The 14,811-nt window shown below is 71.9% G+C and carries 14 protein-coding genes; 4 read left to right on the top strand and 10 right to left on the bottom strand.

Annotated elements, in window-relative coordinates; all coding sequences use genetic code 11:
• Positions 1-81: 81 nt before the first annotated feature.
• The 4 genes from DK389_RS25305 to DK389_RS25320 form a co-directional block, all read right to left on the bottom strand.
• Complete coding sequence (locus DK389_RS25305) at positions 82-735, bottom strand: response regulator transcription factor (RefSeq protein WP_109893799.1); 654 nt, start codon at positions 733-735, stop codon at positions 82-84.
• Entirely contained in the window at positions 732-2,519 is a 1,788-nt protein-coding gene (locus DK389_RS25310; RefSeq protein ID WP_236960354.1) for a PAS domain-containing sensor histidine kinase, read from the bottom strand. The genes DK389_RS25305 and DK389_RS25310 overlap by 4 nt, the downstream gene beginning before the upstream one ends.
• Before the next feature lie 442 nt (positions 2,520-2,961).
• Positions 2,962-3,546, bottom strand: a complete 585-nt coding sequence (locus tag DK389_RS25315; RefSeq protein ID WP_236960355.1) for a 3'-5' exonuclease family protein — start codon at positions 3,544-3,546, stop codon at positions 2,962-2,964.
• Positions 3,543-4,004: a GNAT family N-acetyltransferase gene (locus DK389_RS25320; RefSeq protein WP_109893803.1), complete on the bottom strand. Its 462-nt coding sequence runs from the start codon at positions 4,002-4,004 to the stop codon at positions 3,543-3,545. The genes DK389_RS25315 and DK389_RS25320 overlap by 4 nt, the downstream gene beginning before the upstream one ends.
• Before the next feature lie 135 nt (positions 4,005-4,139).
• On the opposite strand from DK389_RS25320, the gene DK389_RS25325 reads away from it, so the two are divergent.
• Positions 4,140-4,373, top strand: coding sequence for a DUF2171 domain-containing protein (locus DK389_RS25325; protein ID WP_109893805.1), 234 nt, complete (start codon positions 4,140-4,142; stop codon positions 4,371-4,373).
• Positions 4,374-4,446: 73 nt separating this feature from the next.
• On the top strand, positions 4,447-4,644 hold the full coding sequence (locus DK389_RS25330; protein WP_109893807.1) for a hypothetical protein: 198 nt from the start codon (positions 4,447-4,449) through the stop codon (positions 4,642-4,644).
• 228 nt (positions 4,645-4,872) lie between these two features.
• On the opposite strand, the gene DK389_RS25335 is transcribed toward DK389_RS25330, so the two are convergent.
• The gene (locus DK389_RS25335; protein ID WP_109893809.1) at positions 4,873-5,634 is read right to left on the bottom strand and encodes a Crp/Fnr family transcriptional regulator; all 762 of its coding nucleotides are present in this window, start codon (positions 5,632-5,634) and stop codon (positions 4,873-4,875) included.
• A gap of 154 nt (positions 5,635-5,788) precedes the next feature.
• Positions 5,789-6,346, bottom strand: a complete 558-nt coding sequence (locus DK389_RS25340) for a TetR/AcrR family transcriptional regulator (RefSeq protein WP_109893811.1) — start codon at positions 6,344-6,346, stop codon at positions 5,789-5,791.
• Positions 6,347-6,455: 109 nt separating this feature from the next.
• Here DK389_RS25340 and DK389_RS25345 point away from each other — a divergent pair, with 109 nt between their 5' ends.
• Positions 6,456-7,244, top strand: coding sequence for an SDR family NAD(P)-dependent oxidoreductase (locus tag DK389_RS25345; protein ID WP_109893813.1), 789 nt, complete (start codon positions 6,456-6,458; stop codon positions 7,242-7,244).
• A gap of 128 nt (positions 7,245-7,372) precedes the next feature.
• On the opposite strand, the gene DK389_RS25350 is transcribed toward DK389_RS25345, so the two are convergent.
• The 3 genes from DK389_RS25350 to DK389_RS34565 form a co-directional block, all read right to left on the bottom strand.
• Positions 7,373-8,995 carry an ABC-F family ATP-binding cassette domain-containing protein gene (locus tag DK389_RS25350; RefSeq protein WP_109893815.1) on the bottom strand — a complete coding sequence of 541 codons (1,623 nt, stop codon included), beginning with the start codon at positions 8,993-8,995 and terminating at the stop codon, positions 7,373-7,375.
• Positions 8,996-9,108: 113 nt separating this feature from the next.
• Positions 9,109-10,008 carry a tetratricopeptide repeat protein gene (locus DK389_RS34560; protein WP_236960356.1) on the bottom strand — a complete coding sequence of 300 codons (900 nt, stop codon included), beginning with the start codon at positions 10,006-10,008 and terminating at the stop codon, positions 9,109-9,111.
• Positions 10,008-10,871: a hypothetical protein gene (locus tag DK389_RS34565; protein WP_236960357.1), complete on the bottom strand. Its 864-nt coding sequence runs from the start codon at positions 10,869-10,871 to the stop codon at positions 10,008-10,010. The genes DK389_RS34560 and DK389_RS34565 overlap by 1 nt, the downstream gene beginning before the upstream one ends.
• Before the next feature lie 312 nt (positions 10,872-11,183).
• On the opposite strand from DK389_RS34565, the gene DK389_RS32895 reads away from it, so the two are divergent.
• Positions 11,184-11,567 carry an energy transducer TonB family protein gene (locus DK389_RS32895; protein ID WP_162560850.1) on the top strand — a complete coding sequence of 128 codons (384 nt, stop codon included), beginning with the start codon at positions 11,184-11,186 and terminating at the stop codon, positions 11,565-11,567.
• 114 nt (positions 11,568-11,681) lie between these two features.
• Here the strand turns inward: DK389_RS32895 and DK389_RS25365 are convergent, their stop codons facing one another.
• Positions 11,682-14,786, bottom strand: coding sequence for an efflux RND transporter permease subunit (locus DK389_RS25365; RefSeq protein WP_109893819.1), 3,105 nt, complete (start codon positions 14,784-14,786; stop codon positions 11,682-11,684).
• Positions 14,787-14,811 lie beyond the last annotated feature (25 nt).

Consider the following 14,811-nt stretch of genomic DNA (forward strand, 5'->3'; position numbering starts at 1 on the left):
CGAGAACGCAGGGCGCGGCATCGGGGTTCTGCATAGCGGCCGGCCGGTATCCCCGGAACCATACGGAGGTTTGTCCGGCCCCTACCGTCGAGACGAGATCCCGAGCGCCCCGGCCTGCCGCACGAGGTCTGCCAGGGACTTGGCCTTCATCTTCCGCATGACGTTGCCGCGGTGGATCTTCACCGTGATCTCGCTCAGCCCGAGATTGCCCGCGACCTGCTTGTTCATCAGCCCCGCCGTGACCTGGGCCATGATCTCCTGCTCGCGCGGGGTGAGGGCGGCGTAGAGCGCCCTCAGGTCGTCCTGCGCGCCCTGCTCGCTCCGGCGCTTGGCATCGCGCGCGATGGCCGCCGTCACGGCGTCCAGCATGTCCTGATCGCGGAACGGCTTCGCGAGGAAATCGACCGCGCCGGCCTTCATCGCCCGGACCGACATCGGGATGTCGCCGTGGCCGGTCATGAAGACGACGGGCAGCCGTATGCCGAGCCGCACCAGCTCGCCCTGGAAGTCGAGGCCGCTGACACCGGGCAGCCGCACGTCGAGGACGATGCATCCGGGCGCGTCCGGAAGGGCCTCGGCCAGGAACTCCGCCCCCGAGCCGAAGAGCCGCGCCTCCAGATCGACCGAGCGGAACAGGCTGCCGAGGGAGTCGCGCACGCCCGCATCGTCCTCCACGATGGCGACGAAGGGCTTCGGGGACGCGTACGGGGCTGCACGCGCGACGGGCTCGATCATGGCGGGTCCCCTCCTGCGACGGGAAGCGTGAACGCGAAGGTGGCCCCCGCGCCGGGTCGCGTCTCGACGGTGAGCCGGCCGCCATGGGCCTCGACGGTGGAGCGGCAGATCGCGAGGCCCATGCCCATGCCCTCGCTTCGCGTCGTGAAGAAGGGCTCGAACAGGCGCGCGCGATGGTCCTCGGCGATGCCCGGACCGGTATCGCCGACCGAGAAGGCGACCGCACCGGCCGCCCGCCGCGCCCCGAGCGTCAGCTGCCGGGTCCCGGATGTCGCGTTCATGGCCTGGACGCCGTTCACCATCAGGTTGACCAGCACCTGCTGGACCTGGACGCGGTCGGCCAGGATGGCGGGCAGATCCGGATCGATCCGCAGGCGCAGGCTGACGCCGTTGCGGGCGAGCTCGTGCTCGACGAGGAGCATTGCGTCCTCGACGATCTCGGCGGGATCGAGCTTGTCCTGCCTGAGTGGCCCCTTCGCCAGGAAGCTCCGGATGCGGGTCACGATGGCGCTCGCGCGCTTGCCCTCGGCGATGGTCCGCGTCAGCGCGCTGGAGACTTCGCCGAGATCCGGCACGTCCCGGCGCAGCCAGCGGAGCGCCGCCTCGCCGCTCGTCACGATGGCGGCGAGCGGCTGGTTCACCTCGTGGGCGATGGAGGCGGTCAGCTCGCCGAGCGTCGCCACGCGAGCGGCGCGGGCGAGATCCGCCTGCGCGGCGATGAGCGCGTTCCGGGCCCTGTCGCGCTCGCTCACGTCGACGACGAAGACGAGGACCTCGCCGTCCGATCCCTCCTCCGCGCCCGGGAAGGTCAGGCCGAAGAGCACCGGGACGCGCCGTCCGTCGACGGTCCGCACCTCCGTCTCGCCCTCGAAGAAGCGGTCGCCGCGGGCGAAGGCGAGGACCGCGTCGGCGAAGGTCCCGTCCGTCTCGCTCAGGATGTCCTTGAGGGAGCCGGGGGCGCCCGCGACGCCGCCGGCGCCGGTCATCGCGAGCATGGCGGGGTTGGCGTCCACGATCCGCACCGACGCCTTGGCCCGGTCGAGGAAATCGGTGTCGTCGGCGAGATGGGCGGCGAGGTCCCGGACGCCGCGCCCCTCGAGCCTGCCGAGCTCCGAGCGGATCTGCGACCAGTCCTGCCGCAGCAGGCCGGCGCGGTTCGCGTCGAACATGCGCCGGTAGCGCCGCTCGCTCCGCCTCAGCGCGGCGTCAGAGGCTTCCCGCTCGGTGACGTCGCGGTGGGTCTCGAGGACGCCGGAGGGACGGCCGCGCGCGTCCCGCCGGATCGCCCACCGGCTCTCGACCACGATCTCGGATCCGCTCCGCGTGCGCTGCCGGAGCACGCCCTCCCACCGGCCCCGGCGGAGGAGTTCCGCCTCGACCTCCGCCCGGTCGGACGGGTAGCGGGTCCGCAGGAGGTCGTCCGCCCCGCGCCCGATGGCCTCGCTCCCGGTCCAGCCGTAGCATTCCTCCGCCCCGCGGCTCCAGAAGGTGATCGGGCCGGCGGGATCGCGCACGACGATCATGTCGTGCGACAGGTCGAGAAGCTCGGCCTGCGCGCGGAGCTTCTCGGCGGCCTGCTGGTTCTGGAGCGCCAGGAAGGTCACGATGCCGATGGCCGCGAGGCTCACCGCCGCCCGGATCGTCGGCGAGCCGACCGCGCCGAGCCCGTGCGAGGACAGGTAGGCGAGGCTCGTCAGCACGACGCTGGCGGCCGCTGCGAGCAGGAGGTCGCGCCGCGAGATCTTGGCGGCGAGGAGCACCACGACGACGTAGAGTACGGCCACCGCGCCCTCGAGCGGTGTCAACGTGTCGACGACGAAGATCGCGAGCGCCAGGAGGCCGGCGGCGAGCCCCAGGGGGATCCGCCCTCCGGGGGAGCACCGGGGCCGACCGGCATCGCGAGGGCTGCGGAAGGTGCCATGCGTGCCGCTCCGAGAGACCGATCCGGATCGGTCATGCGATAGCCATACCGCCGGCGCCGCGACACGCGAACCGGCCGAACGAGCCTGCGGGCGACCCGCAGGTCGCGCCGCGAAGAAGGCGCCGGCGCGCTCGGTCAGGCAGGCCCGCTCCGGCGGTTCGGACAGGGGCGACATCGGCGGCGAGCCCGGCCCTCCGGCCCATGATCGCGATCAACGTCTCGAGGTCCGGATCGTGATCGCTGGACGCACGCCCTGTGCGCGTCACGGCACGCGGCGCCCTTGGCTGACCGCACGGTCCCGGCCCTCAGGACCCGGCGGGATCGACGCGGGCTTCGGGGAGCGCGGCCTCGGCGCGCCTCCGGGCGTCGCGCCAGCGCTCCAGCTCGCCCCGGGCATCGGCCAGGGCGCGATGGGCCGGCGGTCCCGCCCCCGCGGCGTCCCGTTCGACCGCCGCCAGGATCCCGTCCGCGAGGCCGCCGACCCGGTCCGCTGCGGCGCCGCCCGCGCGGAGGATCTGCACGACGGCACGCCGCTGCGCCTCCCCGGTGTCCCGCAGGCGCAGGGCGTGCCGCGGAAGGCCGGCCGCGCGCAGGAGCCGGCTCAGCCACTGCCCGTCCCAGGACGGCGCGGAGGCGTACAGCTCCGCGCCCCGCAGGACGGTCAGCATGTGCAGGGCGACCCAGTCGTGCGCCGTGCCCTCGGCGAGGAGGCGCGGGCGCGGGATGCGGTGGACCGCCTCGGCTTCCGGGGCCCAGTCCGTCCAGCCGGGCGCGGGCCGGATCAGGAAGCTCTCCGCCTCGCCGGTGCCGAACACCCACGCCACCTCGATCGGGTAGCTGCGCTTGCCGAGGGAGGAGGCCTCGAAATCCACGAAGGCGATGCGGGTCACGGGTCGGCCGAGCCTCTCTTGCGCAGGGGCCTGGCGAAGCCGGCCGCCGCCTCCACGAACCCGGTCGCGGCGCAGAAGGCCCGCAGGTCCGGCCGGTCCGGCGCGGCGAGGAGGTGCAGCGTGCCGCAGCCCGCCATCCGCGCCGCCTGGGAGGCCGCCTTCAGCAACTGGCGGCCGATCCCGCGGCGACGCTCGTCCGGCCCGACCAGCAGCAGCGTCACCTGCGCGACGGGCGAGGCCTGCTCCAGGGCGGGGTACCAGTGCAGCACGACGATCCCGCTCGGCGGCCCCCATTCGAGGGCGACGAGGGCGGTCCCGTGACCGTAGCGGAGGAGGTCCAGCCGGTCGGCGAGGTCGTGCGCGGGCACCGGGTGGCCGGCCGTGCGCATCAGGTCGGCGAGGCCGGGGGCGTCCGCCGCGACGGCGGTGCGGATCTCCAATCCGTAGCGGCTCCCCAACGGCGTCTCCGGCTCTCCGACATCCGCCCGGGGCATGGCGCGCCACGAATCGGGCGGAACGGGAGATAGGGCAGGTGGCGGCGGCCGGAACCGCCTCGTCCGGTCCCCGTTGGCTGGCGGACAGGGAGTGAAACGATGGTCGATGTCTCTCAGATCAAGGAACACGCGGAGGTGGTCGGCTCCGACGGAGCCCATGTCGGCACGGTCGATCACGTCGAGAACGGCGAGATCAAGCTGACGAAGACGGATCCGGCCGCCGGCGGCCTGCACCATTTCATTCCCGTCGATTTCGTCCACGCGGTCGAGAGCGGTACGGTGCGACTCGACAGACCGACCGAGGAAGTCCGGCGCGAGTGGTCGACCTCGTAGCCGGTGCGCGTCTTGGACGCGGGGGTGGCGCGCCGCATTGCGGAGGGCGGGGTCGACCCGCCACATCCTACCCATGGGCGCGAATCTGCGGCACCTCTACACGCTCGAGATCAGGCCCAGCCGGGAACACGCCGGCCATTATTGCTGGGCCATCCGCGAGCGGGGCAAGCTCTACCGGCGCTCGGACAAGCCGCACCCGTCCGAGGCCGAGGCCCGGGCCGTGGCCGAGGCTGAGATCGAGCGCCTGCTCGACGCCCCGGAGCGCCGCTGAGCCCTGCCGGTGGCGGCGAACCGGCGCGGCCCGTCGCGCATTGATCCGGAGCCGGGCGCAAACCGGCGCATGACCGCATCGTCTTAACCAGCCGGAGGGGTTGCCGTGAGCCTCGTGTTCGCACTGTTCCTGATCGGGGTCCCGCTCGTTCTCGCCGTCCTCGAGCTTCGTCGGATGCGGGGACGCGCCCGCTCTGAATGGGCCAAGCCCCCGGTCCCCGCGCATTCGCTAGCCGGGGGTGTGTTCGACCGTTTGGTTCGCGTCGAGGTGACGTCCCTCGCGGTCGAGATGCAGGTAGTTGGGGTTGAACAGCGCCACGTCCTGAAGGGCTTCGAGGTCCGGGATCGTCAGGCGCTTGCCCTTGAGAGCGATCTGCCCGGCGGCGCGCAGTTCCTGCAGCACGCGGTTGACGTGCACGTTCGACAGGCCCGTCGCGTCGCCGAGATCGACCTGCGTGACCGGCAGGAGGCAGCTGTCGCCGTCCGTCAGCCCGACCGCCCGCAGGCGGATGAACAATTCGCACAGGAGATGCGCCAGGCGTTCGAGCGCCGTGCGCTGGCCGAGATTGACCGTCCATTCCCGCTGGATCGCGGCCGTCACCAGCGTCTCCCACCAGAGGGCGCGGGTGACCCGGGGATGCCGGTCCGTGAGCCGCATCATCGCCGCCCGGGAGATCTCGGCGAAGCGCACCGGGGTGATGGCGCCGATCGAGTGGTCCATCTCGCGCAGCACGAAGATGTGCGGATCGCAGAGGTCGCCCGGCATGAAGAAGGAGATGATCTGGCGGCGACCGTTCTCCAGCGTCTTGTAGCGGCAGGCCCAGCCGTCGAGGATCAGGTTGACGTGCTCCGGCGTGTCGCCCTCGCGGATGATGTCCTGGTGGGCGCCGTAGAGGCGCGGGCGCTGGTTGGCGGTCTCAACGAGGGCGCACCTGTCCTCGTGGCACAGGCGCGTGAATTGCTCGAGCTTTCGAATCAGGTGCTGCGGCATGCCTGCCTCCATGACGCGCTGGCGGCAGGTTAGGCGGATGCGGGCCGCCGAAACTTCACCTGTGTGAAATTCCGCACCGGGATCACGGGAGCGCGCGAGCGATCACGGAGACGCGCGAGCGATCACCGCGCGGACACGGACGCGTAGATCGCGATCATCCGGCCTCTCCCGCCCGCTGCCCGATCCAGGCCCGGGTTTCCGCCAGCACCTCGTCCGACAGGCGGGGGTCGTCGCTCAGCCGGGCGAGGACCAGAGCGCCGACCATCGCCGCCCAGCTGCCGATCGCCGCCCGCCGGGCCGCCTCGGGATCCGTGCCGGGTGCCCCCGCGCCCAGCCGCGCGATCTGCCGGCGCAGGCCCTCGGTCATCGCCGCCCGCGCCTCGGGCGATTGCCGGATCGTCTCGGCGCCGAGCGCCGCGACGGGACAGCCCCCCGCGCAATCGTCCCGGTGCGCGGGGGTCAGGTAGTGCCCGGCATAATCCGCGACCGCGACGGGCTCGATCGCGGGCACCACCACGAGTTCCGCGAGCGCGGCGGCGATCAGCGCCTCCTTCGACGGGAAGTAGCCGTAGAAGCCGCCGTGGGTGAGCCCGGCGGCCCGCATCACCTCGGCGACGGTGACGGCCTCGAAGCCGCGTGCGCGGAAGAGGCGCCCGGCGGCCTCCAGGATCCGGCGACGGTTCTCCACCACCTGCTCGCGGCTGACCTTCATGTGCGCAACCTCACCTCGACGGGACCGATCCCTGCTTGACCTCAATCATGATGGTCATCATGATTGTTTTTACATGATGACCATCATGATTGAGATAGGGAGTTCCACCATGAGCAGCAAGCCCGCCGTCCTCGTCACCGGGGCCTCGTCCGGCATCGGCGCCGTCTACGCCGACCGCTTCGCCCGGCGCGGCCACGACCTCGTTCTCGTCGCCCGCGACGGGGAGCGCCTGGAGGCGCTGGCCGCGCGGCTGCGCGCCGAGACCGGAATCGCCGTCGACGTCGTCCGCGCCGACCTCACCGACGCGGCCGACATCGCCCGCGTCGAGGCGCGCCTGCGCGAGGATGCCCGCATCGGCGTCCTCGTGAACAATGCGGGTGCGGCCGGCCACGGCGGCTTCCTCGACCAGGGGCCCGAGCAGGTCGCCCGGCTGATCGAGCTCAACGTCACGGCGGTCGCGCGGCTCGCGAGCGCGGTCGCGCCCCGCTTCGCCGCCGCGGGCGCGGGCGCCATCGTCAATATCGGCTCGGTCGTCGGCCTCGCGCCCGAATTCGGCATGGCGGTCTACGGCGCGACCAAGGCCTTCGTGCTGTTCCTGAGCCAGGGCTTGCAGGGCGAGCTCGGCCCGAAGGGGGTCTACGTCCAGGCCGTGCTGCCGGCGGCGACCCGCACCGAGATCTGGGAGCGCTCCGGGCGCGACGTGAACGCGCTGACCGGCGTCATGGAGGTCGGCGAACTGGTCGATGCGGCCCTGGTCGGCTTCGACCGGCGCGAGGCGGTGACGATCCCGCCCCTGCCGGACGCCGCCCAGTGGAGCGCCTACGACGCGGCGCGCGCCGCCATGGTCCCGAATTTCGGGCAGGCCCACGCCGCCGCGCGCTACCGAGCCGCCGCGTGAACGCCACACCTCTCCCGTTCGGGAGAGGTCGAGTCGGCGTCGGCCGACCGGGTGAGGGGTGCGCGTTATCCGGAGAGGTCGCACCCCTCACCCTGTCCCTCTCCCGAACGGGAGAGGGGACCTGTGCCTCAGCTCCTCAGGCCCGGCGCCTCCTGGCCGGTGCGCGCCACGTATTCCGTGTAGCCGCCGCCGTACTGGTGGATGCCGTCGGGCGTCAGTTCGAGGAGGCGGTTCGAGAGGGCGGCCAGGAAGTGCCGGTCGTGGCTGACGAACAGCATCGTCCCCTCGTACTGCGCGAGCGCGCCGATCAGCATCTCCTTGGTGCCCATGTCGAGATGGTTGGTGGGCTCGTCGAGCACCAGGAAGTTCGGCGGGTCGTAGAACATCTTGGCCATCGCGAGCCGCGCCTTCTCGCCGCCCGACAGCACCCGGCAGCGCTTCTCGACGTCGTCCCCCGAGAAGCCGAAGCAGCCGGCCAGCGCCCGCAGCGAGCCCTGGCCGGCCTGCGGGAACGAGCGCTCCAGATCCTCGAAGATGGTGAGGTCGCCCTCGAGCATCTCCATCGCGTGCTGGGCGAAGTAGCCGAGCTTGACGCTCGCGCCGATCGCCACCGTGCCGTCGTCGGGCGCGGCCGTGCCGGTCACGAGCTTCAGGAGGGTCGACTTGCCGGCGCCGTTGACGCCCATCACGCACCAGCGCTCCTTGCGGCGGATCGCGAAGTCGAGGCCCGCGTAGATGCTGCGGCTGCCGTAGCTCTTGTGCACGTTCCTCAGCATCGCGACGTCGTCGCCGGAGCGGGGCGCCGGCTGGAAGTCGAAGGCCACCGACTGGCGGCGCCGGGGCGGCTCCACCCGCTCGATCTTGTCGAGCTTCTTCACCCGGCTCTGCACCTGGGCGGCGTGGCTGGCCCGCGCCTTGAAGCGCTCGATGAACTTGATCTCCTTGGCGAGCATCGCCTGCTGGCGCTCGAACTGCGCCTGCTGCTGCGACTCGTTCAAGGCCCGCTGCTGCTCGTAGAAGGCGTAGTCGCCCGAGTAGGTGGTGAGCTGGCCGCCGTCGATCTCCACGATCTTGGTGACGATGCGGTTCATGAACTCGCGGTCGTGCGAGGTCATCAGCAGGGCACCGTCGTAGTTCTGCAGGAAATCCTCGAGCCAGATCAGGCTCTCGAGATCGAGATGGTTGCTCGGCTCGTCGAGCAGCATCACGTCCGGGCGCATCAGGAGGATGCGGGCGAGCGCCACCCGCATCTTCCAGCCGCCGGACAGCTTGCCGACGTCGCCGTCCATCATCTCCTGGCTGAAGCCGAGGCCGGCCAGCACCTCGTAGGCCCGGCCTTCGAGGGCGTAGCCGCCGAGTTCCTCGAAGCGGCCCTGAACCTCGCCGTAGCGGGTGATGAGGGCCTCCATCTCGTCGGCCCGCTCCGGGTCGGCGAGGGCGTGCTCCAAGTCCCGCAACTCGGCCGCGACCGTGCTCACCGGACCAGCGCCGTCCATGACCTCCGCGACGACGGAGCGGCCGGACATCTCGCCGACATCCTGGCTGAAATAGCCGATGGTGATGCCCCGGTCGGAAGAGACCTGGCCCTCGTCCGGCGCCTCCTCGCCGGTCATCATCCGGAAGAGGGTGGTCTTGCCCGCGCCGTTCGGGCCCACGAGACCGACCTTCTCGCCCTTCTGGAGGGCGGCGGACGCCTCGATGAAGACGATCTGCCGGCCGTTCTGCTTGCCGATCTTCTCGAGGCGTATCATGCGGTCTCGCGCGGTCCTGGGGAATGCTGCCGGGGCCTTACGGCAAGGATCGCGCGAGGGGAAGGCGAGGGGGGCGGGGCGGCCATGCGGCGGCGGGCGCGCCGCCGCCGGGGCTATAGCGCCTCCGGCCCGGGCTGCTCGCCGCCGAACCAGCTCCGCTCCAGGGATGTTCGCGCCTGCGCCTCGGCCGCGGCGTCGCCGCTTGCCTGCGCCGCACGCAGCAGCCCGGAGGCGGCCCAGCCGTTGTTGGGGACGCGGGCCAGCGCCTCCCGGAAGGCGGCGGCCGCCTCCTCGGGCCGCCCCTGGGCGAGCAGGACCGCGCCGAGGGACTGGCGCACCGGGTAGTACCAGAAGGGCGGCTCCATGTAGGGCAATCGGTCCTGGATCGCCGCGGCGGCGGTGAGCAGTTCGATCGCCCCCGGGTCGTCCCCCTTCGCCCGCGCCGCGCGCGCCCGCACCACCCGCGCGGCGACGGCGAGGATGTCGGGCGCCGGCACGCCAGCCTCGGGCATCGCCCCGATGGCGGGAAGCTGCGCCAGCGCGTCGATCGCCGCGGCCTCCGCCAGCGCCGCGTCGACGCGGCCGAGCCGGACCAGCGCCTCGCCGCGGGCGTAGTGCCAGTGGGCCCGCACCAGGGGGAAGGCGGCGCCGGGATCCGGCAGGGCGAGGATGGTCTCGGGCGCCGAGAATCGGGCATGGGCGACGTAGGGCGCGGCCGCGATCGGCTGCGTCCAGGGGATTTCGGCCTGCGCCCGCTCGGTCACGATTCCGGCGAGCTTCTCGGCCGCCTGCACGGCGGTCGCGCCGTCCCCGCCCATCAGGGCCGAGACCAGCACGAAGTGGACGTTGTGGGCGTAATAGGCCTGGGCGTAGAGGAGGCTCGCCCCGCCGCCCGCGATGAAGCTCTCGTCGGCCGCGACCGCCTGCCGGTTCGCCGCCAGGCTCTCCCGCCACAGCCCGAGCCGGTACCAGATGTGGCTCGGCATGTGCACGATGTGGCCGGTGCCGGGCATCAGGGCGGCGAGCCGGGCCGCGTGGGGGCTGCCCGCTCCGGCCGGTCGGAAGCCTCGACCATGTGGATGTAGAGGTGGATCGCCCCCGGATGGTCGGGGTTCGGCCGGACGGGCGCGTCCGCGCGCTGCCCGAGCACGCCCTCGATCAGCGCGAGGATCCGCTCGGTGGCGCCCTTCGGGGTCCGTCCTCCGTCCACCCAGTAATCCCAGGGCGAGAGGTTCATGAGCGCGTCGGCGGTGAGGAGCGCGATCTCGGTGTGCTCGGGAAAGCGCGCCTGCACCTGCTCCATCGCGTCGGCGAAGGCGCGGTCGAGGGCCTTGCGGTCGGCCTGGCCCGGGTCGGCCGGATCCGAGGCCGCGTAGCGGCGCGAGAGGGCCTCGATCAGCGCCGCCTGCTCGGGGGCGGCCTGCCCCGCGAGGTCGCGGGCGCGGGCGAGAACCGCGAGCGCCCGCGGGATGGCGTCCGCATCCATCGGGTAGTTGATGTGGGGGCCGAGCACCCAGGCCTCGCCCCACAGGCACATCGCGCAGGCGGGGTCGAGGGCCTGCGCCGCCCGGAAGGCACGGGCCGCCTCGGCGTGGTTGAAGCCCCAGGCGAGCCGGTAGCCCTGGTCGAAATAAGCCTGCGCCTCCGCGCTCGGCGTCTCGACGGGCCAGCTCAGGGTGCCGAGATCGGCATAGAGCGGCGGCCGCGCCGCGCTCGTCGGGGCGGCGGCGCCGCGCGGCAGATCGCGGGCGTAGGGACCGACCTCGGTGCGGCCGGGCTGGGCGGCGCCGGGATGGACGTGGACGGGGCCCACCCCGCCGGCCGCGGCCGGCGCGCAGGCGAGGAGACCGAGGATGAAGAGCGTTCCCGGGCGCATCGGCCCCTCCCGCCGGACCGACCGGCCTCGCGAAGGCCGTCCGGCGCTTCGCGCGGACCGATGCTGGGCCGGGGCCGGTGCAGGCGGCGCTAACGAATGCTGGTTCCGATCCGCACGCGGACGGCTGGAGAAGCGCCGCGCCCTCTCTCTCGTTCGGGAGAGGTGGGCGGTCGCCTCGATCAGCCCCCGCCGCACGCCGCGGCACGACTCGCCGCTAGGTCAGGGCGCAAGCATTGCCTCGGGCAGCCACGGCTCGCTACTGTGTCGGCATCGCCCCCGCCAATGCCCGCGGCGAGTTTGGTTAACGATCCGATGATGCGCGCCCTGTTGATTGCTGCGGCTTGCAGTTGTGTCTCCATCACGACCGCGCCAGTCCACGCTCAAACCGTTCCCGGACACCGATTTTCTGAATCGCTCGAACAGTACAAGTTCGCCGTGTCCCGGATCATCCACAATCGCATGCAAACGAGCTTCTATCGAAGCTCGCTCGGTGGAATCTCCATCGTCACGTTCGATCTGGATCGACATGGAACGGTCAAGAAGGCGTCGCTGCGGACGAGCTCGGGGTCTTCCAACATCGACAGCATGGCTCTGAAGGCCGTCCCCGTCGGCTTTCAGTTTCCTCCGATTCCCGAACATCTGGGCATCACGGACATCAGGGTCACGGTCCCTCTGCGCTACGGCTCGAACCCTTAAGAGTCGGGGGCCGCGGTCCCCAGGCGGCGGCCATCGTCCCGGAACGCGCGATCATCGCCGCGCCGCCGGTCCGGGACCGTCGCCGGGATGCGGCACTCCCGGCATCGGCACACCCTAACGGGCGCCCTCCGCAGCCGCCTGGGGCAGGGGCGCCTCGCCCGGCTCGTCCCGCTCGCCGACGAAGCGGCCGAAGATGCGCCCGAGCCGGCGCGACAGGCCGTCCATCAGCAGGAACACGGCCGGCACGAAGACGAGCGAGAGCAGGGTCGAGACGATCAGCCCCGCGATCACCGCCACCGCCATCGGCGCGCGGAACTCGCCGCCGACGCCGAGGGCCATCGCGGAGGGCACCATGCCGGCGGCCATGGCGATCGTCGTCATCACGATCGGCCGCGCCCGCTTTCGGCCCGCATCGACGATGGCGGTGACCGGATCGACGCCGCGGGCCATCTCCTCGACGGCGAAATCGACCAGCATGATCGCGTTCTTCGTCACGAGGCCCATCAGCATCAGGATGCCGATGACGACGGGCATCGAGATCGGCATGTTGAGGAGGAGGAGGCCGAGGATCGCGCCGCCGATCGAGAGCGGCAGCGAGAACAGGATGGTGAGCGGCTGCAGGAACGAGCCGAACAGGAGCACCAGCACCGCGTAGACCATCATGATCCCGGCGCCCATCGCCATCAGGAAGCCGGAGAAGACCTCGGCCATGATCTCGGCATCGCCCGTCTGGCGGATGGTGACGCCGGGCGGCAGGCTCTTCGCGGTCGGCGTTGCGAGCGCCTGGGCGATCAGCGAGCCGAGCGCGTCCGAGCCCTCCATGTTGGCCTCGACGGCGACGCGCACGGCGCGGTCGTAGCGGTCGATGGCGCCCGGTCCCTTGTCGAGCTCGATCTCGGCCACCGCCGCGAGCGGCACCGCCGCGCCGTTCTTGGCCGGGACCTTAAGGGTCTCGAGCCGCGAGACGGCGCCGCGGGCGCTCTCGGGAAGCTGCACCCGGATCGGCACCTGCCGATCCTTGGCGTTGAACTTCGGCAGGTTCAGGCCGATGTCGCCGATCGTGCCGACCCGGACCGTCTCGGCGATGGCGTCCGTCGTCACGCCGAGATCGGCCGCCGCGCCCTCCTTCGGGCGGATGCGCACCTCGGTCCGGTCGAGCGGCGCGGTCGACATCACGGCGACGAGATGCGGGATCTCCGCCATGTCGCGCTGGAGCCGCGCGGCGACCTCGGTGACCTCCGCGGCGTCGGGCCCGCTCACCACGAGGGCGAGGTCGCGCTGGCCGCTGTCGCGCAGGGTCCAGGAACGGATGTCGGGCTCCTCGGCGACGAGGCCCGCGATCTCGGTCTCGATCGCCGCCTGCTTCTTCCGCCGCGCGCTCTTCGGCACGAGGTTCACGGTCAGCGTCGCGAGCCGCGTCTCCATCTTGCCGCCGGCTTGGCGCCCGCCGTCGACGAAGACTGAGGTCACCTCGGGCAGCGCCCGGATGCGGGCGGCGACGCGGTCGGACACGGCCACGGTGTCGGCGAGCTTCGCGCCCGGCGCCAGCTCGACCATGACCAGCGTGCGGGCATTGTCCTGCTTCGGCACGAAGCCGGAGGGCAGCAGCGCCGTCGAGGCGAGCGAGCCGGCAAACAGCGCGAGGCCGACGAGGAGCGTGATCACCCGGTGGCGCACCGACCAGCCGACGAGGCGCCCGTAGGCGCGCATCACCCATCCCTCGCGCTCCTCGGCATGGCCGTGGTCGCGCAGGAAGTAGGCGGCGAGCATCGGGGTGATCAGGCGCGCGACGAGGAGCGACATGAACACCGAGACCGCGATGGTGAGCCCGAACTGGATGAAGTAGCGCCCCGCGATCCCGCCCATGAAGGAGACAGGCGCGAACACCGCGATCAGGGTCGCCGTGATGGCGATGACGGCAAGCCCGATCTCGTCCGCGCCCTCGATCGCGGCCCGGTAGGGCGATTTGCCGAGCCGCATGTGGCGGACGATGTTCTCGATCTCGACGATGGCGTCGTCGACGAGGATGCCGGTCACGAGCGTGATCGCGAGCAGGCTGATGCCGTTGAGCGTGAAGCCCAGCGCGTCCATCGCCCAGAAGGTCGGGAAGACCGAGAGCGGCAGCGCCACCGCCGCGATCAGCGTCGCCCGCCAGTCGCGCAGGAACAGCAGCACCACCACGACCGCGAGCGCCGCGCCCTCGATGAGGGTGTGCATGGCCGAATCGTAGCTGCCGATCGTGGCCGAGACCGAGGAATCGATCGTCTCGAAGGCGATGTCCGGGTGGCTCGCCCGGAACTCGGCGATGCGCTTCTCGACGCCGGCCGCGACCTCGGCGTCGCTCGCGCCCGAGCCCCGCGAGACCGCGAAGGCGACGACGGGCTCGCCGTTGAAGCGGGCGAAGGTGCGCGGCTCCTCGATCCCGTCCTCGATCGTCGCGAGGTCGTCGAGCCGTACCTTGCGGCCGCCGGGCAGCACGATCGAGGTGGCCTTGAGGTCGCGCACGCTGCGCGAGGCGGCCAGGGTCCGGATCGACTGCTCGCGCCCGCCGACCTCGCCGCGCCCGCCCGCCATGTCGGCGGAGGTGAGGCGCAATTGCCGGTTCACGTCGGCCGCCGTGATGCCGAGCGCCAGCAGCCGGTCGGGCTGGAGCGTGACCCGCACCTCGCGGGCGACGCCTCCGACGCGCTCGACGCCGCCGACGCCCTTCACCCCCTGCAGACTGCGCGCGACGGTATCCTCGACGAACCACGACAGTTCGGCCGGCGTCATGGCGGGCGCCTTCACCCCGTAGACGAGGATCGGCAGGCCCGCGATCTCGACCCGGCTGATCACCGGCTCGTCGATGGTGCGGGGCAGGTTGATGCGGATCTTCGAGACCGCGTCCTTGACGTCGTTCACCGCCCGGTCGGTGTTCACCTCCAGCCGGAACTCGACCGTCGTCACGGACGACCCTTCGGTGATCGCCGAGGTGATGTGCTTGACGCCGCGCACGCCCGCGATCGAATCCTCGACCCACTTGGTGACCTGGGTCTGAAGCTCCGAGGGCGCGGCGCCGGATTGCGTGATCGCCACCGAGACGATCGGCACGTCGACATTCGGCATCCGCGTGACGGCGAGGCCGCGGAAGCTGACGAGGCCGAGCACCACCAGCACGAGGAACAGGACGAGCGGCGCGATCGGGTTGCGGATCGCCCAGGCGGAGACGTTGAGGCGCATGGCGCGATCCGTCGGTTGCGAGGAG

This window comes from Methylobacterium durans, assembly GCF_003173715.1.
Taxonomy (GTDB): domain Bacteria; phylum Pseudomonadota; class Alphaproteobacteria; order Rhizobiales; family Beijerinckiaceae; genus Methylobacterium; species Methylobacterium durans.

Coding starts and splice junctions, on each gene's coding strand:
- DK389_RS25305 (WP_109893799.1), bottom strand. CDS start 735: ATGATCGAGCCCGTCGCGCGTGCAGCCCCGTACGCGTCCCCGAAGCCC.
- DK389_RS25325 (WP_109893805.1), top strand. CDS start 4,140: ATGGTCGATGTCTCTCAGATCAAGGAACACGCGGAGGTGGTCGGCTCC.
- DK389_RS25330 (WP_109893807.1), top strand. CDS start 4,447: ATGGGCGCGAATCTGCGGCACCTCTACACGCTCGAGATCAGGCCCAGC.
- DK389_RS25335 (WP_109893809.1), bottom strand. CDS start 5,634: ATGCCGCAGCACCTGATTCGAAAGCTCGAGCAATTCACGCGCCTGTGC.
- DK389_RS25340 (WP_109893811.1), bottom strand. CDS start 6,346: ATGAAGGTCAGCCGCGAGCAGGTGGTGGAGAACCGTCGCCGGATCCTG.
- DK389_RS25345 (WP_109893813.1), top strand. CDS start 6,456: ATGAGCAGCAAGCCCGCCGTCCTCGTCACCGGGGCCTCGTCCGGCATC.
- DK389_RS25350 (WP_109893815.1), bottom strand. CDS start 8,995: ATGATACGCCTCGAGAAGATCGGCAAGCAGAACGGCCGGCAGATCGTC.
- DK389_RS34560 (WP_236960356.1), bottom strand. CDS start 10,008: ATGCCCGGCACCGGCCACATCGTGCACATGCCGAGCCACATCTGGTAC.
- DK389_RS34565 (WP_236960357.1), bottom strand. CDS start 10,871: ATGCGCCCGGGAACGCTCTTCATCCTCGGTCTCCTCGCCTGCGCGCCG.
- DK389_RS32895 (WP_162560850.1), top strand. CDS start 11,184: ATGATGCGCGCCCTGTTGATTGCTGCGGCTTGCAGTTGTGTCTCCATC.
- DK389_RS25365 (WP_109893819.1), bottom strand. CDS start 14,786: ATGCGCCTCAACGTCTCCGCCTGGGCGATCCGCAACCCGATCGCGCCG.